Below are 20,506 nucleotides of genomic sequence, written 5' to 3'. Positions count from 1 at the left end.
TGATTGATGTATCAAGCGGCGAAAGCGCCCACCCGCAAGCGGTCGTAAGCCTGCATTTCTTCAGCATCGAGCGGGATGATGTAAGGCTCGACGGGTTTCTTGAAACTGGTCATCTGGCCGTCTTCACCCTTCTTCAGATGGCAGTGGCAGAACCATTCGCTGTCGTTGCGCTGCGGGTGATCGACCCGGTAGTGGTACAAGCCCCAGCGGCTTTCGGCACGGAACAGCGAGGCACGCGCGGCCATTTCGGCGCAGTCGCGGATCACGCTGGTTTCCATCGCACGCATCAGTTCGTGGGCGTTGCTGGCTTTCATCTGCTCAAGGTCGCGCTCGATGTCGCTGAAGCGCTGCAGGCCGATCTGCATTTTTCTGGTCACTTTTGGCGGCTGCAGGTAGTCGTTGACGAAGCGCCGCAGCTTGTACTCGACCTGCGCTGGCGGCAGGCCGTGTTTGCGGTCCAGCGGTGCGTAGACCCGGGCCTTTTCCTTTTCGATCTGCCCCGCGTCGAGCGCGGAAAACTCGCGCCCGGCGACAAATTCCGCCGCGTTGTGCCCGGCAAACCAGCCGTAGGTGAACGCGCCGAGCATGTAGTTATGCGGCACCGCAGCCATGTCGCCCGCCGAGTACAAGCCTTTCACCGACGTCTCGGCACGCTCGTTGACCCACACCCCGGACGCCGAGTGGCCGCTGCAAAAACCGATCTCCGAGATGTGCATCTCGACCATCTGCGTGCGGTAATCGGTGCCACGATTGGCGTGGAACTGGCCGCGACTCGGGCGTTCGTTGCTGTGCAGAATCTCCTCGATGTTCTGGATGGTTTCCTCGGCCAGGTGATCAAGTTTGAGGAACACCGGGCCGTTGCCGCTTTCCAGTTCCTGATGGAACTCCCACATCATCTGCCCGCTCCAGTAATCGCACTCGATGAAGCGTTCGCCCTTGTTGTTGGCGGTGTAGCCGCCCAACGGACCGGTGACGTAGGCGCAGGCAGGGCCGTTGTAATCCTTGATCAACGGGTTGATCTGGAAGCATTCGAGGTTCGCCAGCTCGGCCCCGGCGTGATACGCCATCGCGTAGCCGTCGCCGGCATTGGTCGGGTTTTCGTAGGTGCCCATCAGGTAGCCGGAGGACGGCAGACCCAGGCGACCGGCCGCGCCACAGGCCAGGATCACCGCCTTGGCCTTGATCACGTGGAAATCAGCGGTGCGGCAATCGAAGCCCATCACACCGTTGACGGCGCCCTCCTCGTCGGTCAGCAAACGGCTGCAGACAAGCCGATTGGTGATGCTCACCCGCGCACGTTTCAACTGACGGTAAAGCACCTTCTTGATGTCGTGCCCTTCCGGCATCGGCAGCACGTAGGCGCCCATGTGGTGGACCTTTTTCACAGCGTAATCACCGGTTTCGTCCTTCTCGAACTTCACACCCCAGCGGTCCAGTTGTTCGATGGTTTCGAAACTGTGCGTCGCATAGGCGTAGACGGCCGCTTGATTGACGATGCCGTCGTTGGCGATGGTGATTTCCTTGGTGTACTGCTCAGGCGTCGAATGCCCGGGGATGATCGCGTTGTTCAGGCCGTCCATGCCCATGCTGATCGCGCCACTGCGCTTGACGTTGGCCTTGTCCACCAGCAGCACGCGCAAGTCGCGGTTCTGCTCTTTGGCCTTGATCGCCGCCATCGGGCCGGCCGTGCCGCCGCCGATCACGACGATGTCGTATTCCTGTTCCAACGTGCTGCGCGTCATGCCTGCTCCCCTTTTTGCCGGTCGATCCGCAGGCGGTACTGGAACGCATCGCCACGGTAGTAAAGGTGTTCGAAGTCCAGTGGCTGGCCGTTGGCGTCGTGGGTCAGGCGTTCGATGCGCATGATCGGCGAGCCGGCCTCGACGTTCAGCGCCTGGGTCAGGTCGCTGTCGGCGAGTACCGCATCGATCGCCAGATCCGCGTGGCCGAGGGCGATGCCGCAGTCGTTTTCCAGGATCAGGAAAATGTCGCGGGTGACCAGATCGGCCTTCTCCAGCCGCTCGCCGATGGCTTTGGGCAGGTAGGTGATTTCCAGCGAAATCGGCTCGCGGTTGATCAGCCGTACGCGCTTGATCTGCGCCACGGTCTCGCCTTCAGCCACTTGCAGGCGCTCGGCCACACGTTTGTCGGCGGGGATGAATTTGAAGCTGCGCAGGCGGTTGATTACCTCGTAGCCCCGCCCGGTCATGGACTCGGCGAGGCCTTGCAGGCTGCTGACGTTCTGGAAGGTTTTCGGCTTGGCGACGAAGGTGCCCTTGCCGTGGATCTTGAAGATCAAGCCTTCTTTCTGCAGATCGCCCAGTGCCTGGCGCACGGTGATGCGGCTGACTTTGAACAGCGCGCCGAGTTCGCTTTCGGAGGGCATCTGGCTGTCTTGCGGGTATTCGCCGTCGAGAATGCGGGCGCGCAGGACGTCGCGCAGTTGGGTGTGCAATGGAACACTGCTCAGGGAGAGAACGTTATCGGTCATCACGGGATCACTTGTTATAACGAGTTATGACGTGATCTTAGAGACGTTATGACGAGCTTGAGAAATATTGTTTGGGCATAACCTTAGACACATGACACATGCGATCTCCCTGGGAGCAAGCCCACTCCCACATGGGTTTTATGGTGTATCAGAGGTCCACTGTGTGTCTTGTTACCTTGCAGCAATGTGCAGCAACTGCCTGGAATACAGATCCTCTGTGGGAGGGGGCTTGCTCCCGAAGGCGGCGTGTCAGGCGATGGAAATGCCAGCAATGCCGGCCCCTTCGGGAGCAAGCCCCCTCCCACTAGGAGATGGTGTTGTGGTCTTGGGGGATCAGTGGCGTTTGAGAATCTGGTCCATGACCCAGTCGGTTTTGAGGGCTTGCTCAGCCAGCGCCGGATGCTGCGAATCACCCCGAATATGCGCATTCATGCCCAGCACGTGATGCCACTGGATGTGTTCGTGATGCGGGATTTTCAGGCTGATGTGCTCGTTGGCATGCAACTCGACCGGGTGTTCATCGAATACGGAAAAACTGATCCGTCCGAGGCTGCCAATGATCTCGACCCGATCCTCGCGCCGATCCGCAACAAAGCTCCAGCAGCCCATGCCCAGCGCTCCAGAGCCAAACCGCCAACTGGCGCTGACCGCATCCTCGGCGGCGTACAGACCGGCCTGCCGCGCAGTGAAACCGACGACTTCAACGATGTCGCCGAGCAGGTACTGGAACAGGTCAAAACCGTGGCTGGCCAGATCGGCGAAGTAACCGCCGCCGGCTACGTGCGGGTCGGTGCGCCAATTGGCGCTGCCGTCCAGATCCGTTGCCGAGGGGGCCTTGGTCAGCGTCCAGCTCAGGTGCCGCACCTCACCGATACGGCCCAGCGCCAGCCATTGCCGCACTTGTTGAAAGCGCGGCAACGAGCGGCGGTAGTAGGAGACGAACAAGTGCAGACCAGCATCGGCGAACGCCTGCTGCATCTCGCGGCTTTGCCCGGCGTTGAGCGCCATCGGTTTCTCGACACAGCAATGCTTGCCGGCGGCAGCGACCTTCAGGCTGTAGGTGTGGTGACTGTCGGGGGGCGTGGCGATGTACACCGCGTCCACCTCGGGGTCGTTGATCAATGCATCGACGTCGGTGTAGACCCGGGCGATGCCATGGCGCGTGGCGTAATCGCTCACCGCTTCGAGCCGCCGGCCCATCACCGCCACCAGCGCCGAGCCGGGCGCCTTGTAGAAGGCCGGCCCGCTCTTGCGCTCGGCAACGCTGCCGCAACCAATCATGCCCCAACGCACCACGCCCATGGTCATCCCCTCCGTTTGTTTGATAAACCTCAGCCGATGCGCAGGGCGCGCAGGTCGAGGTGGCCGTCCTTGAGCGGCGGACACCAGTAGTAGCCGCCGGTGATCGGCCGGCTGATGCGGTACAGGCCATCGGTGATGCCGTCTTCCAGACCGCTCATGCGGCGCAGTTGCGCTTCGAAAGCATCCAGCGAGAAACCGAAGGCGAGGAACATCAGGCCGGCGCGGTCGCCTTCGATCCACGGCATCGAACGACGCACGACGAACGCTTCGGGGGCGAAGCTTTCCTGGGCGGTGCGTTTGACGTGGGCGGAGACTGGCGCGTCGTCGATCTCTTCGTTGTCGCTCAGGCGACGGCCCATGATGTTGTCCTTGTCGTCGGCGGACAGCTTATGGAAACCCTTGAGATCGTGCTGCCACTGCTGAATCGCGGCAAAGCTGCCGCCGACCAGACCTTCGGCGCCCTCACCCAACAACGCAGCGGCAATGGCGGCTTCGTCGTGCGGGTTTTCAGTGCCGTCTTCGTAGCCGGTCAGGTCGTGGCCGTCCTTGTGACGGAAGGCTTCCTGAGCCTGCACCAGGCGCAGGGCCGGGGCCAGCGCAGCTTCGAAGGCGTTGCAGCGGTTGAGCAGATCACCACGGTCGACACCGTGCAGCCAGACCCACAGTGCGTGCTGGGTCGAGGGGTTTTCCACGCCGACGCCGGTCATGGCCGGGAAGCTGCGCAGGCCGTCGATCTGCACGTTGAGGGCCTTGGCCAGGGATTCACCGAAACCGACCACCGCCGACTTGCCGTCCACCAGGCTCAGCAGGTTGTCGATCGCCTGCGGCAGTGCTTCTACCGACTCCAGGGTGAAAAACAGGTGACGTGCTTGCGCAGGAACGGGGGTGGCGAGAATGCCCGGCTGGTAGTAACTCATGTGAACTCCTTGGGAAAGTGCGCGGGAGTTTACCTGTAGCCGGAAGGTTTGTGTGGGTTTGGAGAATGCTAAAAGCCCCTCTCCCAGAGGGAGAGGGAACTGAATGGGGGAAGCTGTAGAGATACGCCGACTTGAAAATGATGTACCGAATCCATAATCGACAAAAATCTTTCAGATCGATGTAGGACGCGAGACACCTCGGTCGGCCCCCTCTCCCTCTGGGAGAGGGCTGGGGTGAGGGTTTGTGTCATACCGCCACGCGCTCGGGCTCATCCCCGTCCAGCGCTTGAACGCCCGACGGAAGCTGCGCACATCGCTGTAGCCGACCTCTTCGGTGATGCGCTCGATCGGCATGTCCGGATTGGCCAGCAGACTCATCGTCCGAGCCTGACGCACTTGTTCCAGTAATGCCTCGAAGGTCAGTGCGTGCTCGGTCAGGCGGCGGCGCAAGGTGCGGCTACTCATGTTCAGGTCACCGGCGATCTTCTCGATATGGCTGCCCCGGCTCAGGTCCCGGGCAATCGCCCGCTCCACCGCCTGAATCAGATCGAGTTTCTGGTGCACCTGCGCCGCTTCCAGCTCCAGCAACGCAACGGCCTGACGCAGCGCCAGAGAATGATGATTGGGCAGGTTCACGTCCAGCCACTGCGCGTCGATCAGCATGCGGTTGTGCAGGCAGCCGAAACGCACATCCGGCCCGAGCAAGCGCTGGTATTCGCTCAGATAGTCCGGCGCGGCGTGCACAAACTCCACGGCGATCGGCTTGAATTCGCTGCCGGCCAATGCCCGACCGTACACCAGCAGACTGGCGAAAAACTCCTCGACCGCGAACACCTGCACCTCGGCGAACGGCAAGCGGCACTCGGCATCGAGGTGCACCTGTGCGCCCACCACGTCGACACTCGACACCACGATCCCGCCGGAGGTGTGCTGGTGGCGAATCCCCAACGTAAAGGCATCGCGCAAGGTCTTGCACAGCGACAACACATGCCCGAGCAACCCCAGCGTACCCAACACATTCTGTGCACCGACCCACAGGCCGAGCCCCTGATTGGGCAGCACCTTGAGCGCGCGCTGAATCATCGCCACGGCCTGGCGATAGGAAATCCGTTGCGCCGGGTCCTGCAGATCCTCGAGCGTGAAGCCCAGGCCACGGCACAGGCTTTCAGCGTCGATGCCCTTGTTCTGCACGACTTCGGCGAGGGTTTGCAGGAGGAACGGCGACACCAGCGCCAGTTCGAAGGTGGGGTCTTGGACTTTTACGTTCATGGGGGCTGACATTCCGGATCACGCTTGATTGTTATTTTTGTAACCGGTTATGTCGAAGGAAGTTAGCACAGGGGACGCGGGCTGTCCGCAGAAGCCCCCCTCGATGTCCGCCAATACCCTGCCTCAATGTGCGCCAAACGCTTATTTCTATCGTACCGGCGCCCCATGCGACCGGTGCCAGGTCCCAATCACAATAATAATGAGGACAGTTATGAGCCCGAACCGTGCGACCTCCTTCTTGCCGCTCGCCCTTTTCACGGCGGGTTGCACCCTGACGTTGCCTGCCCTGGCCACCGAAGCCGGCGTCGACAACATCGGCACCGGCACCGACGGCTTCTTCATACTGCCACTGGAGGTCGACAGCCTTCCGCAGAACATGGTCGCGTTCAACCTCTACTACAACCATTACAAGGCGACGAAGCTCAACATCAGTTCGTTTGGCGGCAAGGTGCCGAATGTCGACATCGAGTCCACTGCGGTGATCCCGCGCCTCGATTACCTGAGCCCGGTGCGGGTGTTCGGCGGACGTCTGGCCGGCTACATCGCCCAGCCCTGGCTCAAGCAGGAAGTCTCGGTATACGGCCTCAGCGATACCCGCGAAGGCATGGGTGATACCACTTTTGCGCCGATCATCCTGTGGGACATGGGCAAGAACCTGACCCTCGGCGCCGCCCTCGAAGTCACCGTACCCACTGGCGAATACAGCGTCGATCGGCTGGCCAACACCAGTAACAACTTCTACACCTACAAGCCGCTGTTCTCGTTCACCTGGCTGCCCACCGACAAGACCGAAGTGTCGATGAAGACCACCTACAGCTTCAACGAGAAGAACAAAGACACCGATTACAAGTCCGGGCAGATCTTCCACTTCGATTATTCGGCCAGCTACAAGATCACCGACGACCTGATGCTCGGCCTCAACGGCTACTACCTCAAGCAGACCACCGACGACAAACAGTACGGCCACACCGTGCAGTTCGCCGGGCAGGACGTGGACGACGGCGTACGCGGCCAGGTGTTCGCGATTGGTCCGGCGCTGCACCTGACCTTCCTCAAGTACGCCAGCGCGGAGATTCGCTGGGCCAGGGAGTTTGACGTGGAGAACCGGCCGGAGGGCGACATGCTCTGGGCCAAGGTCAGCATCCCTTACGCCTTCTGAAATATGCCCCAACCCCCTGTAGGAGTGAGCCTGCTCGCAATAACGATTGGTCGGTCAACATTAGTTGAATGTTCAGACGTCTTCGCGAGCAGGCTCGCTCCCACAGATGTGATGAAGCCTACGGAATCCGGTGAAACGCCCACCTGACCCACGGAAACGTCTGACATCTTTCCCGCCAGCGCTTCGGGATACTGGGCACTTCGTCTTGCCAGTGACGACAGCGAGCCACATCCCCCTTAGACTGCTTCAGATTGATCATGGAGGTCATTATGAGCGCCGAACGTTCCCCCATCGTTTCAGACTTCGAAACCCCAGAGCAGGCCGCCAGCCATGATCGCTGGTTCCGGGCCCAGGTGCAGGCTTCGATGGATGATCCGCGCCCCAACATCCCCCACGAGCAGGTGATGGCCGAGATGCGCGCCCTCATCGAATCGAAACTCAACAAAAACAGTGCGGGTTGACTGGCGACCCGAAGCTCGCACTCAACTCTGGCAAACCCTGAATTACATCGCTGACCGCAACGCCTTGCGGCCAGTCAACTGAACGTAGCCATCGAAGCGGCTACCTCAGCCCTTCCACGACATCCCTACCTTTATAGATTCGGTCGGGTAGCCGGTACCCGGGAAATCGTTGTTCATCCCAACTACGTTGTGGTTTATCGCGTGACCGACTGCATCGAGATTCTGAACCTTCTGCATGCTCGACAAGCGTATCCCTAAGGCTCTCCATCCTACTAAAAAAAGGGCGACCACCGGCCGCCCAAAGTACTACACGAGAGTCTTTTACAGCGTCAGTTGTCCGCGCTCCTCCTCGGTCAACTGCTGTTTCGCCTGTTCATCCAGCGCCCCCGCCCCCAGCACTTGCACCGGGCTGTTCGGGTTGTACCCGGCGGCCGGCGCACGGCTGGCGCCATCGCGCGAAGGGGCCAGTTGCTCGTTGCCGAAACTCAGCACCTGCACGGTGAACACCGACGCCTGGTTCTGCCGCGCCGCTGCCTGTTGTTGACGTGCAACATCCTCAGCGGCCTGGGTCGCCGAAGACGCAGCGGAACTGGCCGAGGTGATCGCCCCGGTGTTCACTGCCGCCACCATTGGCACGCCAGTGGTCTTGCCTTGCACCGCGATGTTGGCAGCGTTGACCACCGTCAGCGCGGCAATGTTGACGTTGCCCGACACACGAATCCCCGCCTCGCCCGCATCGATGGTGCCCAGCGGCGCGATCAGGTCGATATCGCCCGGTGCCACTTCGGCAATCGGGTTGAGCGTGGCGATACCGGCACCGGTGCTCGGCACCGATGGCGACAGCGTGACGTTGCCCCAAGTGTCGTAGACGCGTTTTGGCGGGGTGTAGACCACGGTGGTTTTCGAGCCGCGACCGGCGTTGATGTCACCTTCGGCCGACCAGCCGAGGATCGAGCCACCGAAGGTGGTCATGATCCGGCTCTGCCCGAGCAGAATGCTGCCCTGCGAATAGAGCTGAATGTTGCCCGAGCCCTGGGTGATGATCCCCGCTGTGGACGGCGGCGCCGCACCTTCGATGCCGAACACCTGACCGCCGCCCGGGGTGAGCATCTGGATGTCGCCGCCGAACAGGGTCTTGACCCCGGCGCCGCCGTACAGTGTGATGTCGCCGTCGTAGCGGATCGCATTGCCCGCCACGTCGGTGGTCGGGAACAGCGCCGCAATGGCGTTGCGACCGCGCAGGTAACTGCCTTTGCGCGGGCCGTCGGCATCGTTGTATTCCAGGCCCCCGGCGCGCAGTTCGGCGAAGTACACCTGCCGGGCAAAAACGGCTTGCTCGGTATTGGGCAGCGCAGCGAAAAAAGCTTGCGCCTGCTCTGCACTGCCACTGAAGCCATAACCCAGGGTCAGCCAACTCTGCAATTCGTCGAGGTAGGTCTTGACCACTTTGCCCGGTTGATCACTGAGCGCCGCGTCAGGCCTGGCAAGGTTCTGCGGGCTCAGATACCGCGCGATGAATCGCGAGTAATCCGGGCCTTGCGCGCCCGCTCCCGCTTGCAGCACCACACTGGCACCTGGTTGCCTGTCCCCAGCCACGATCGACCCGAGGCTGGTGATACCGGCACGGTCCTCCAGCAGAATGTTGCGCCCGGCATTGATGTCCAGCAGGCCGGGGCCGGCGATGTCGAAGCTGCTGTAAAGGATGTCGCGACCGGCCGAAACCCGCGAGACATCGCGTGGGTCGTTGTGAATGAAGAGATTGCCTGAAGAGCTGATCGCCTCGTTATTCCAGCCCATTGGCTGCGGCGCCCTGGTCGACTGGCCCAGATTGGAGCCAGACGCCACAATGTCGCGCCCTGCCAGCATCCAGACCGGCGCCGCGGCTTCATACCAGGTGCGCAGCGAGGTTTCGAAGTACAGGGTTTCGCCGCTACGAACGCCCACCAGATCACCGCTCAAGGCGTAAAAACGTGCCGGCGCCTGCACACCGCTGGTTCCCGAATAAGTGTCTGCGCCGAAAGCGAACAATGGATAACGCGAGTTCACCGCCGGTGCCACGCCATCGTCGCTGTAATTGCTCTTCAGCGGTCTGCTGGCGTTGTATTGCGCATAACCGGTGAACGCTGGCGCGAACGGCGTGGCGATACTCGACAGGTTGGCGCCGGACTGGTTGATCGCGTAACCGCCGGCATAGATCGAATCGCCGGCGAGCATTTCCAGTTGCCCGGCGCTGGAAGGCGCCAACAACAGCGAGTACGTGGGGGCGGCAGCATCGCCTGGGTCTTTGTAAGCCGCCGACAGACCGGCATAGATTGAGCCTTGAGCGGCAACCGCACGCAACACCGACGGATAGACAAATCGCCCGTCGGTCGGCGAGGAATTGAGGCCTGGCACCGGCCCCTGCGTGTTGGTCTCGGCCAACTGCGTACTTGGCGTCAGATTACCCCCCGCCGAGAACAGATCAATGGCGGTGTGATCCGTCCACAAGGAGAAGCCCGTCAAGCCGCCGCCGGCGTGAAGGACGCCCTCGGCATCGGTAAACGCCGAGGAATTCTGCAACCGTACCCGGCCTGGATCGGCCGCTCCGCCCAGCACCAGATCGCCGCGGGTACTCAGGCGCATGCCCGAGTCGCCGGGAATCAACACCAGACCACCGGAAGCACTGCCCAGCGTCGAGGTAAACGGGTCAAAGGCGCGGGTTTCACGCGGATCCTGAAAGGCAGCCGCCGCACCGTACTGCAGATTGATTGCACCCAGCGCGCCACCTGACAATTGCGCCGCGCCGCGCAGATTGACCAAGGCACCCTGCAAATCGTGGCGCGGTGCTGCGACGCCGCTGTCCCCGGCGCGCGCCAGCAATGACGGATTGAGCGTACCGCCGATGCGGATGTCCATGTCGCCACCACCGGTCAGTTGCAGGCTGCCGTCACTGCCGACGCGGCCGGTGCTGCCCACTGCCACGATCAGGCCCTGGCTGCGTGGATTGTTCTGGCGGTCGCCCAAAGGCTTGAGCATGCCCGCATCGCTACCGGCACGCAGGTTGACGTTGCCGCCGCCCAAGGTGCCGAAACCGGTGAAACCCACCAGATAAGGTCCGTTGTCGACGCTTTGATCCGGCAACGGCTGGGTGGCATAACTGCCGAAGTTGATCCACCACGCCGTCGGTACATCGCTGTTACCCGTGCCCTGACGCCAGAGCCAGTTGCCCACCGACGCACTGGCAACCTGCTCTCGATAGACGGCGGAATTGCTCAACCCTCGCCGTCCGACCGTATCGCCTGATACCGAGCCGCCGGCACTGAGCGTCAGGTTGCCGCCCAGCGTCGGGTACCAGGCCTGATAAAGGCTTTCAGTCCCGCCATTGACCCATTTTTCATAGTCGGCGCCTTTGCTGCCAAGCACCGAGCCATCGTCGCTCAGACGTCCACGAGACTGGTTATGGCGCGGATCAATATCGCTGGACTGAGTGCCGGCCGTGTACACGCCGAAAGGTGACTGCATGCTCAGATTCCCGGCCGCCAACAGATCGAGATCACCGGTACCGGTGCGCAGCACGCTGAACATTTGCGAGTGGGTGGTGACGGCAATGCCGCCCTTGTTCGGCATACAGCCGCCCGGATCAATGTCACACCAGTACAGGTCCTCTTCACTGATCGGTGTACCCGGTTCCATGCCCAACCAGTTGCCTTCTGCCCACAGGAACTTGGCTGGCGCGACACAGGCCCCCGGGTTTTCATCGCAAAGATGCAGGTCCGCATCCGCTACGACCTCGCCGGCCGGACGGTTGAGGGCGTTGCCTTGCGCCCACTTGGTGTCGAGCTTCTTCTCGGTCACTTTCAGGCCGTAATGGGTATCGGCCAGACGCAGGTTGCCGTCCGCAGTCAGTGGCTTCAGCGCACGGCTGTCGGCAGCGTCAAGGTCGGCCCCGGCCACTACGCGCATCGACCACGAAGAACTGCCCGGCGCCAGCATGCTCGCCACGGCCCAGTTGCGGCCCTGTTGCGTGGTGTTGGTGTAACCGCGCAACTCAATGAACTCTGTGCCGTCGGCCAGTACAACGTCGGTCATGGACGGGATCAGCGAACCGCGCAGCAACGCCAGTGTGCCCCTCAATTTCACGCCCACGGCGTTGTTATCGGCGCCGGTTGCACGCGGCAGGGGTACGTCTTTGGGCCAGAGCATGGCTTGCAGGCGGGTGGCATCGTTCAACCGAATGCCTGCCCCCAGGCGACTGCCTGCCGGCAACGTCACGCTGTCGTTGAGCAACGTGCCGGCGGCGTACAACAGCGTGCCCGAGGCATCATGAATGGCGCCCGACAACACCGTGCCAGCATTCATCAGATAGTCGTTGACCAGCACGCCCTCGGTTGGCAGTAAGGTGCCGCTGGCCAGGGTGGTCGCTTGAATCGGCAAGTCGTAATTGAGCGTGGTGCCCGCTGGAAACAGCGTACCTTCAGCCAGCGTCACACCCGCGCCGGGCACAATCAGGTCGCCGCCAAACGGCTGTACACCCGGCAGCAGTTTCCAGCCGGCATCGTCGACCGTTTCCGGTGGGGGTGCGAAACCGTCGTTGAGGCTGCCGTAGATATCCAGGTTGCCGCCGGCACGCATCACCAGGCTACCGGACTCGCCTGAGCCATAGACCGCAGTCTTTTGCGAATGCGGGTTGAGGCTGGCGTAGCGGTAACGGGACAAGTCGATATCGCCCTCCACCACCAGGTCACCATCGACCGTCCTGCTGGCGATTTCCACGCCTGGGCGCAGATGGAAAGCGTCAGCGTAAGAGGCATTGTTGAGGCCAGCCAGCTTGCGCTGCAGCAGATCATGGTTGACCAGCGCCGCGTCGATGAACGCGCTGCTATCACCGTCGATGCGATCGAACATGGCCTGATCGATCACCTGATACGGACGGTCACTGGCAGTCGGATCGACACCATCACGGGCATCGGTGTAACGGCGCATACCGTTGAGGCCGATGGCGCGTGCCCCCTGAATGTTCAAAGCACCGCTGGCATCGATAGCGATATCGCCAACGCCCAGTCGAGGCGCGTTCAACTCCAGCGTGCCGCGTTGCAGCCCGTCATTCTGCCCCGGTAGTTCGCCGTTGACTGCAGCGGTGCCATGGCGCAAATCAATCCGTGCACCGGAGGCCAGCGTGAGCAGGCCATCACCGGAGTTGAGCTCGACCATGGCGCGGTTCGGTGCGTCAATGATCTTGCCGTAACTATCGATTCGCAGCACACGACCATGGGCATCGAGCACGGCATTGCCGGCGAGCGTCAGAGCGTTTTTGCCGGCCAGGCGAATGCTGCCGACCCGCTCGCCACTGGCGTCGACAAGGCCTGCAACGGTGAGGCTACCGTTGTCCACCGACACGTTGACTTCGCCGGCCTTGAGCCCGTCACCGATCAGCAGATCGCCCTGTTTGAACTGGAAGCTGCGGCTGCCGAACACCTGCCCGGCGTTCAAACGCTGGTTGAGCGCGGCGAACTGTTGATTCAAGTCAGCGCCCAGCTGTTGCGCGCGGATGTCCACGCCACCGGCCTTGTACGGCACCAAGGTGCCGCCGGCATCGTAATAGCCGCTGCTCGCACCGAGGATGGCGCCTTGCAGATCAACCACCCCGGCATTCGCCGCCAATGCCACAGCACTGAGATTGCCAGCCTGGTTGTTTTGCGCCGACAGGTCGATTCGCGATCCGGCGGCCTGGCGAATATTGCCTTTGTGGCTGAAGAGCGACACATCCCCGCCCCAGCTGTATTTGTTCACATCGTTGAACGGCAGGGTGCGCCCGGCCAGATCCAGTTGCGCGTTACCCGTCAGGGTCACGTCATTCTCGGCCTTGACTGCCAGTTTTCCGCTGGCCAGGGCAATCCGCCCATCGAGCACGACATTGTCCGCTTCAAGGTTCAGTTCCGCCCCCAGGGCATCAGCCTTTACCGCACCGGCAGCGCCCGACAGCAGCAGATTGTTGCCCGCCTTCAACACGGTGACCGATGCGGCTTCACCGGTCAGCAACGGCGTACGCAAATTCAGGTTGCCGCCGCTGTAGGCGTAACCCTTGACCGGGTCATACGCGCCCTGCTCCTGGTACACCGCAAGACTGCCCTTGTGGTTGGCGGTGATGCGTTCGCTCGCCGTCAGGTTGACGTTGGCGAAACCCAAGGCCAGACGGTCGTTCTGATCGAGGCCGCTGGGTTGTGGATTCGGCCCGTAACCCAACTCGATGCGCTGCGCCTGAATGTCCAGCGTCCCGCGCCCCGCGCCGGCCCCACCCTTGACCACTGCACCCGGCTCTTGCGGGGCGCCGTTCCAGATCAGGTTGGCGGTGCGGATGGTTGCCACATCCTGAGCGTCACCCTGACCATAGATGGCCGGCGTTGTCAGGATCAGGTTCTGCAATTTGCTGCGACCGGTCAGCGGGTCCAGCGTATCGAGCGACACACTGCCGAAGAAATTGAAGGATTCACGGGCTGTCAGATTCAGCGACTCCAGCGCGGGAGCACCGAATTGCGTGTCACCCTGCAGCAGCCGTTCGAGCACGTTCTGGCTCAGCGTGAGGCCGACGGGCACGCGCCCCTCTGCGCCCGCCAGCACCTGGGTATCGCCAACATTGATCGCCCCCACCGCCAACGACAGATGCCGCGTTCCGAAACGCACCGCGTCGCTCAACTCAAACTGGTTGTCGGTTGCGGCAGTGATGCTGCCACTGGAGTAAAGGGTCGTCGGGGCCGTGCACGCTGCAAGCGCGCAGACGCCGATGCGGATACTGCCGGCGCCATCGAGACCGACGGCCTTCGCGGGCGCCAGCACATTGGTCCAGCCATTGGAGACCAGCAGCAGGCTGGCCTGGCCTGGGCTGTAGACAAAGCCGCCGGTCGAGTCGAATGGGGCCGCGCCGCGTCCCAGCGTATTGATTCCCGAGTTCGCCTCAAGGGTGATGCCACCGTTGGTTTTACGGCTTCGCAGCACCACCTCTGGCGCTGAAAGCACGGCACCTTCACGCAAAACGATGTTGTCGGAACTGATGTTGTCGGCGAAGGCGACAATATTGCCGCCACTGCCGTATTCCACCGTAGGCATGGCGCCAATGGCCAGCCTCCCGGCACTCATGCGATTCAGGCTGTCGGCGTACAACGAGATGCCGCTGAAGTCCTGCGTGCGCTGTCGACCGGCCCCCAGCACCTCGATGTTGCCGTCGACCGAGTCAATGACTGCGGTGCCCGCCACACCGCCTTCGCTCGGTTTGAACAGCACCTGTCCATTGAAGTCCAGGGCAATGTCACGGCCCTCGCCGCTATTGAAACGCAGCTCCAGCAACTTGCCATCCATCGGCGCCAGCGCGCGTGACACACCCAGGCGCATGGCGTCATTTTTGATGAACTGGGTGAAGCCGGTTTCGTTGTATTGCGAATAACGCCGCAGAACATCGGCCGAGGTCAGAATCAGCGCGCTGGAAAGACTGTCGCGCACACCGGTATTGGCAATCGACATCTGCCCGCTGGCGGCCCATGAGCCGTTGCGCAGTGGCAAGGCGCCATGGGTGGCACCCGCCAGGGCCTGCCCGTTGACCTCGACGCGCAATGCACCCGGCAACAGCGCGAAGGTCGATGGCAGCAACGTATACGTACCGGCCGCCAGACCCGGCACACCGGCGCCGATGGTGATTTGCTGGCCGATACGCGGATCGACCGCGCCCGCCTCGGCAAGCACCGGCGCATAAACACTCTGATTGCCCGGCACGATGGCGTAAACCGGATTGCTGGCCAGCCCCGGCAGGCTGAAAGTGCCGTCATTGGCATTGCGCACCAACGGATTGAACCGCGCATCGGTAGAGCCGCCACGGCCGGAGATGAAACCGGCGCCACGCAAGTCGCCACCACCCGAGAGGTCGATCAAGGCCCCTTGCGCCACATCGATGTACTGCGACAACAAGGTCACGCCGGTCGAAGCCCCCACGATGCCTTTGAGCGATACCGAGTTGCCGTTATAGCGATAGTCGATGCCATCGGTCGTGCCGCCGTAGGGCATGACCAGCCCGGCCGCACTGACAGACGTAAGACTGCCCGGCAACAACTGAACGTCTCGGGCCAGCACCGATTGGGTGTTCTCACCCAGCGTGATCGAACCCAGTGGTGCCCGCAACACCCCGCCTTGTTCGATGCGGCTGGCAGCCAGCGTCAGGTTGCCGAACACCGAATAGGGCAACGCGTTGGGCGCCGCGCCGTTGGCGAGAATGCGCAAGGTACCCTCAGAGGGGGCCGTCTCCTGCTGAAAGCCGGCACGCACCCTGGCACTCGCCCCGGTCACCGGATAGATCTGTGCCGCACTGAGGTTCAAGTCGCCTGCGGCCCAAAGGTCGGAAAGTGGCCCGATGGCGGATGCGAGAAAACGCATGTCGCCCGAACTGGCGAGGGAGACCTGCGCGAAGCCACGCCGACCGACCCGCAGGGCCGGTGCGTCGAGTTGCGCGATCGTCCCCAAGGTACCGAATGACAGGCTGTTGCCAATGTCCAGCAAGTCAGAGGTGGTACTGAACTGCGCCGCCGACAGGTTCGGTGTCGGCGCGTTCATGACCCTTGGCCGTATCACCGCATTGGAGCTGTAGTAGAGGCCCGTGCCCAGCATCCGCAGGTAAGGCGCAGACAGATGGATTCGCGCAGAGTCCTTGGCGTCCGCAGCCAGTGACACGGCACCGGCATACAGGCTCAAGCTCTGATTCAGATGCAGGTCGACATCGCCGTCGAATGAAATCAGACCATTGCTCAACAGGCCCAGATGATCGAAACCACCGCTCATCAAGGTGTCGGCACTCAGCCGTGTGCGGCCGTAGACCAACTGTTGATTCGAATCACCCGGCTCAAGGTCAGTTGGCAAGCGCGATTCGCCCTGCCCCTGGCCAATGATCAGTTCTCTGGGCAAGCGCACATCATTGCTGGCCAGCGTCGGGTTGTAGATCGGCGTTTCCAGGGCGATGTCCAGTCGACCACCGGCCGCCCCTGCACCTCCGGCAGCCGCCTGCAGACTGCCCTCAATAAACAGGCCGTTGTAGGCACTCAGGGAAATCTTCCCGCCGTCAGTGGCAACCGTGGTCGGCCCCTGCCCGGCGATATCCAGCACGGCTTGAGCACCGGACGCATCAAGACGCGCGCCGTGGCGCACGATCACATAAGCGTCGGCAGACGTGGCGGTGGCCTTCTTCGCGTCGATTTCACCGCCAATGACAATACTGCCGCCCTTGCCGACCTGGCCGTAGACCCGGCCCAGCGCATCGACGGCGGTGGTCGCGCGAGCGGCCACATCCAGCACGGCGTGTTCGCCGATCCAGATCGAACGGTTGTGCGCCTGGTTGGCAGCCTCCTGCACGTTCTCGGCAGGATCGCTCGAACCGAACTGCTGCTGGCGAATATCGATAGTGCCGCCCCAGGCGTTCAGCTCGCCGTTCAGCGTGATTTGACCCGGCCCGCGCAGGCCGATTCGCTGCCCCGGGTCGACACTGATGCGTGAACCCGCCCCGAGCGTCAGCGCCGTGTTGAGCGGATCGATCAGGCCGGCACTGCTCGAGCCGGCCTGCAACGACAGGCTGGCGCCGCCACGTTGGGTCAACACCGCCTTGGTCGGGTTTTCCTGAAACAGCGTTGGTGTCCACACCTGCAGCGCAGCCTGCGGATCGGCTCCACTGGCCTGACTCGGCGCGGCTTCAGCGAATCGATAAACCGGCATGGTGACGTCGATCACGCTGTTGTCAGCCACCTCCAGGCCGTTCAGGCCGGTGATGCTGTACGCCGAGAAGCCCTTGCTGAACAGGTTCGGTGCCAGTTGCAAAGTACGCTCGGCCAGCCCCTCATCGGTCGCGCCGATCAGTACCTTGTTGGCCTGGACCGACAGCGTGCCACCGCCGGTGACACCGTAACCCCGCACATCGGCGTCCAGAATGAGCTGCGAATTGCCTGTCGCGGTGATGGCGCTGGACTCCAGCGTTACGCTGCCGCCCTTGCCGCCGCGGGTCTTGCCGCTCGCCAGCACTGCCGCACCCGAAGAAACATCCAGCACGCTCCCGGCCTGGACGTCGATATCGCCGCTGCTGCGGATCGAAATCAGGCCGCCGTTCAAATAGGCAAGCGCCTTGCTGTCGTCCGGGTTGGTGCCCAGATTGCTCCACAGGCCACGGGTATCCAGTTGCACACCTTGCGCCACGGTGACGCGGGTGGCGTGCCCCGTCGCGGCCGGAATTCTGCTGTCGGTGACCTTGTTGACCTGCAACTGATTGAGCACATTGCCCAAACGCACACTGCCGCCGCGGACCGTGAGATCGGCATTGACCTGCACCTCCGGCCCGTAAAGCGTGATGTCGCCCCCGGTATCGACCTTGAGCGCCTCGTTTACGCTGATCACATTACTGGCCGCTACTTTCAACGCGCCCAACGTGAATCCGTTGAGCTGACCGGCATCGAGAAACAGCTTGCCCTTGCGCGCTTCGGAGACGGCCGCGAGCAGGCTCTGATCATTGCCATCAAGCGGTTTCTCGCCGCCAATCCGCACCTGATCAAATGTCGGGTTGAGGCCATACAACAAGCCGCCCGCCGAGGCGACATAGGCCGGGTCATAACTGCCGACGATCAGTTGCGCGCGCCGTGCTACTGCAGTCTGGCTCTGCTCATAACCGTCCACCGCTGCACGTGGCGTCTGGGTCTGACGCTCCCCCTGATACGCTTCGCCCAGCATCTGCCCGTTGAGCACCGCGTTGCTGGTCGCGATCACCAGTTGCCCGGCATCGCGGCCCACGGTGTAGCCCGACTCGACACGTGTGCTCGGGGCGATCAGCGGGGTGTAGTAATAATTCGTCTGGCCCCAACGCTCGCTGCTGTCCTCATAGCCCTTGTACAAGCCGGTGTAGAGCATGTCGCCCGGCGCTCTTGAAACTTCATAAAGATGACCATCGGCGCCGCGCAGCCAGCTCTGTCGAATCTCGCCGCTTTGTACATCCAGCGTGCCGCCGGACAGGTTGATCAACGAGCCTTTCTCGGTGACGACATCGTTCCCGGCAAAACTGACCCTCCCGCCCTGCGCCATCCACTCGCCGACGCTGTGGCCCTGCGTGCCGAGATAGCCGCCGACTTCCAGCAAACCACCGGCGGTGTACCAGCGATCCGTGGCATAGCCATGGGTGCCGGCCGGCACATACACCAAATCACGCACATCAACCCAGACGTCATTGCTGTTGAGCGCGCCTTTGTCGCGGTTGACCGACGCATCGCGCTGCTCGTTGCCTTGCACGTTGATCTTGATGTTGTTGGATTCCATCGCGACCTTGACGCCGATGGCCCCCGAGACATCGATCATCGCGCCGTCGCGTACCAGACTGCGCCGCCCCGCCGTCACCGCGACCTGGCCGCCGGTGGCGAGGGTGATCGAACCGCTCTGGAATTCGACGCTGCCGCCGCTCTGAATCTCGACTCGCGACTGGTCGCCGCGCACCTTGTTGTTGGCATTCACACCGGTCAGCGCGGCTTTGTGCTGACTGTCGAGCGCCGTCAGATCGCTACTGTCGAGCATGATTGCCGTGGCGCTGCCCTGGCTCAACGTAACGCTGCCACTGGTGTCTGTGGCCGGGTTCAATATGTGAATCGTGCCGCGTGTGGCCACCGAAGTGCTGCTCAGCAGTACCCCGTTCTGCTGCACATCATGACCGGTCAGCGTGATGTCGCCGGTGGCGGCCTGAATCAAACCGCTGTTGCTCACCTTGCCGGCACCGCTACCCGCCTTGAAGCCGGGAATGACTTCGCTGCCGAACGTCGTGGAGAAGCCGTTGCCCTCGGTGCCCGAACCTTTGCGGATATAGAAACGATCACCGGCGCCGAGCACAGTCTGGCCCTTGGCGGTGTTGATACTGCCGTCGTTCTGCACCTCGTTGCCGAGCAGCAAGGCATAACCCCCGGCGTCGGTGGAGGTTGCCGGCTTGTGCGTTGCAATCGAGGCGCCGCGCTCCACCAGCACCTTGCCGGCGGCGTCGGTGAACGTCGGTTGGCTGCCGGTGCTGTCGAAGTACAGGCCACGATCGCGGAACTGAATGTCGGTGATGTTGGCGGCCGCCGCGACCAGATTGCGCACATTGACCTGGCTGGTGCCGCTGAACACGATGCCGTTGCGGTTGATCAGCATCACCGTGCCGTCGCCCTTGATCTGGCCCTGAATCTGACTGGCGCGCGCATTCGGATCATTGACCCGGTTGAGCACGGCCCAGTTGGATTGCTGGGCGAATTCGACCGTGGTGTTGCGGCCAACGTTGAAGGTTTCCCAGTTGAGAATCGCCTTGTCGGCGGTCTGCTCGATCTTCACCGTGGTCTTGCCATCGATCTGGGTCTGCTGCGGGCCTTTGGCGTGCTGCCAGCCCTGCGCCAGGCTGTTATCGACCTTCAGGCCGCCCTCGCCCAGACCGTCCGGCACAAACTGCACGGTGCCCAACGCTGACGCCCGCCCGGCAGCCTGCGCCGCCTGTTGCGCAGCAATCGCGGCCACGGTGTTGTTCAACGTCTGAATCGAGCGTTGCAGTTGCTGATTGGCTTTCTGCTGTTGCGCCAATGGCGGCGTCATGCCCGGCAACCCGCCCGTACTTGGCCTTGCCGCGGCAGCCTGTTGTGCGGCGCCCTTGGCGGCAAACCAGCCCGAACTGAACGCGGTTTGCGCGTGCGCACTGCCCGCCACCAGACACAACGCCACCGCCTGGGCCAACGGCTTGAGCAGCCACATGGCCGGGTCCACGGCATCACGCTTGAAGGACTGGACGTGGGTACGACGACGGGATGGGCGAGCAAGCATCACTACGAGATCCTTTTGATTGCCGCAGGTCGGCAACCACCTGCTGTTAGGACATAGGCGGTTGGCGCAGGGCACGACCGAACGGATG

Annotated in this window: 8 protein-coding genes and 1 pseudogene; 3 read left to right on the top strand and 6 right to left on the bottom strand. The window is 62.5% G+C overall.

The genetic code is table 11. The features are described from left to right. Window positions 1–11: 11 nt before the first annotated feature. The 5 genes from QMK55_RS25695 to QMK55_RS25675 form a co-directional block, all read right to left on the bottom strand. The gene (locus tag QMK55_RS25695) at window positions 12–1,742 is read right to left on the bottom strand and encodes a fumarate reductase/succinate dehydrogenase flavoprotein subunit (RefSeq protein WP_320328067.1); all 1,731 of its coding nucleotides are present in this window, start codon (window positions 1,740–1,742) and stop codon (window positions 12–14) included. Continuing rightward, window positions 1,739–2,491, bottom strand: a complete 753-nt coding sequence (locus tag QMK55_RS25690) for a GntR family transcriptional regulator (protein WP_102358197.1) — start codon at window positions 2,489–2,491, stop codon at window positions 1,739–1,741. Before QMK55_RS25690 ends, QMK55_RS25695 begins: the two co-directional genes overlap by 4 nt. Window positions 2,492–2,824: 333 nt before the next feature. Next, window positions 2,825–3,793, bottom strand: a complete 969-nt coding sequence (locus QMK55_RS25685) for a Gfo/Idh/MocA family protein (RefSeq protein ID WP_102358198.1) — start codon at window positions 3,791–3,793, stop codon at window positions 2,825–2,827. A gap of 29 nt (window positions 3,794–3,822) precedes the next feature. Beyond that, window positions 3,823–4,710 carry a Dyp-type peroxidase gene (locus tag QMK55_RS25680; RefSeq protein WP_102358200.1) on the bottom strand — a complete coding sequence of 296 codons (888 nt, stop codon included), beginning with the start codon at window positions 4,708–4,710 and terminating at the stop codon, window positions 3,823–3,825. 171 nt (window positions 4,711–4,881) lie between these two features. Next, the gene (locus QMK55_RS25675) at window positions 4,882–5,979 is read right to left on the bottom strand and encodes an AraC family transcriptional regulator (protein ID WP_102358201.1); all 1,098 of its coding nucleotides are present in this window, start codon (window positions 5,977–5,979) and stop codon (window positions 4,882–4,884) included. A gap of 211 nt (window positions 5,980–6,190) precedes the next feature. On the opposite strand from QMK55_RS25675, the gene QMK55_RS25670 reads away from it, so the two are divergent. The 3 genes and pseudogenes from QMK55_RS25670 (at window position 6,191) to QMK55_RS25660 (ending at window position 7,857) form a co-directional block, all read left to right on the top strand. Next, complete coding sequence (locus QMK55_RS25670; RefSeq protein ID WP_102358203.1) at window positions 6,191–7,138, top strand: transporter; 948 nt, start codon at window positions 6,191–6,193, stop codon at window positions 7,136–7,138. Window positions 7,139–7,407: 269 nt separating this feature from the next. Continuing rightward, window positions 7,408–7,599, top strand: coding sequence for an antitoxin (locus tag QMK55_RS25665; RefSeq protein WP_102358204.1), 192 nt, complete (start codon window positions 7,408–7,410; stop codon window positions 7,597–7,599). Next, window positions 7,589–7,857, top strand: a pseudogene (locus QMK55_RS25660) (type II toxin-antitoxin system RelE/ParE family toxin). Before QMK55_RS25665 ends, QMK55_RS25660 begins: the two are co-directional and overlap by 11 nt. A gap of 63 nt (window positions 7,858–7,920) precedes the next feature. Here QMK55_RS25660 and QMK55_RS25655 read toward each other — a convergent pair. Next, on the bottom strand, window positions 7,921–20,418 hold the full coding sequence (locus QMK55_RS25655; RefSeq protein ID WP_320328066.1) for a filamentous haemagglutinin family protein: 12,498 nt from the start codon (window positions 20,416–20,418) through the stop codon (window positions 7,921–7,923). Between the last annotated feature and the right edge of the window lie 88 nt (window positions 20,419–20,506).

It is taken from the genome of Pseudomonas sp. P8_229 (genome assembly GCF_034008635.1).
Classification (GTDB): Bacteria; Pseudomonadota; Gammaproteobacteria; order Pseudomonadales; family Pseudomonadaceae; genus Aquipseudomonas.
Note: the sequence above shows the minus strand (reverse complement) of the source record. Positions and strands in the feature narration are given on the sequence as shown.

Excerpts from the sequence above, each read along its gene's own strand:
- QMK55_RS25695 (WP_320328067.1), bottom strand. The coding sequence starts at position 1,742 with ATGACGCGCAGCACGTTGGAACAGGAATACGACATCGTCGTGATCGGC.
- QMK55_RS25690 (WP_102358197.1), bottom strand. The coding sequence starts at position 2,491 with ATGACCGATAACGTTCTCTCCCTGAGCAGTGTTCCATTGCACACCCAA.
- QMK55_RS25685 (WP_102358198.1), bottom strand. The coding sequence starts at position 3,793 with ATGGGCGTGGTGCGTTGGGGCATGATTGGTTGCGGCAGCGTTGCCGAG.
- QMK55_RS25680 (WP_102358200.1), bottom strand. The coding sequence starts at position 4,710 with ATGAGTTACTACCAGCCGGGCATTCTCGCCACCCCCGTTCCTGCGCAA.
- QMK55_RS25675 (WP_102358201.1), bottom strand. The coding sequence starts at position 5,979 with ATGAACGTAAAAGTCCAAGACCCCACCTTCGAACTGGCGCTGGTGTCG.
- QMK55_RS25670 (WP_102358203.1), top strand. The coding sequence starts at position 6,191 with ATGAGCCCGAACCGTGCGACCTCCTTCTTGCCGCTCGCCCTTTTCACG.
- QMK55_RS25665 (WP_102358204.1), top strand. The coding sequence starts at position 7,408 with ATGAGCGCCGAACGTTCCCCCATCGTTTCAGACTTCGAAACCCCAGAG.
- QMK55_RS25655 (WP_320328066.1), bottom strand. The coding sequence starts at position 20,418 with ATGCTTGCTCGCCCATCCCGTCGTCGTACCCACGTCCAGTCCTTCAAG.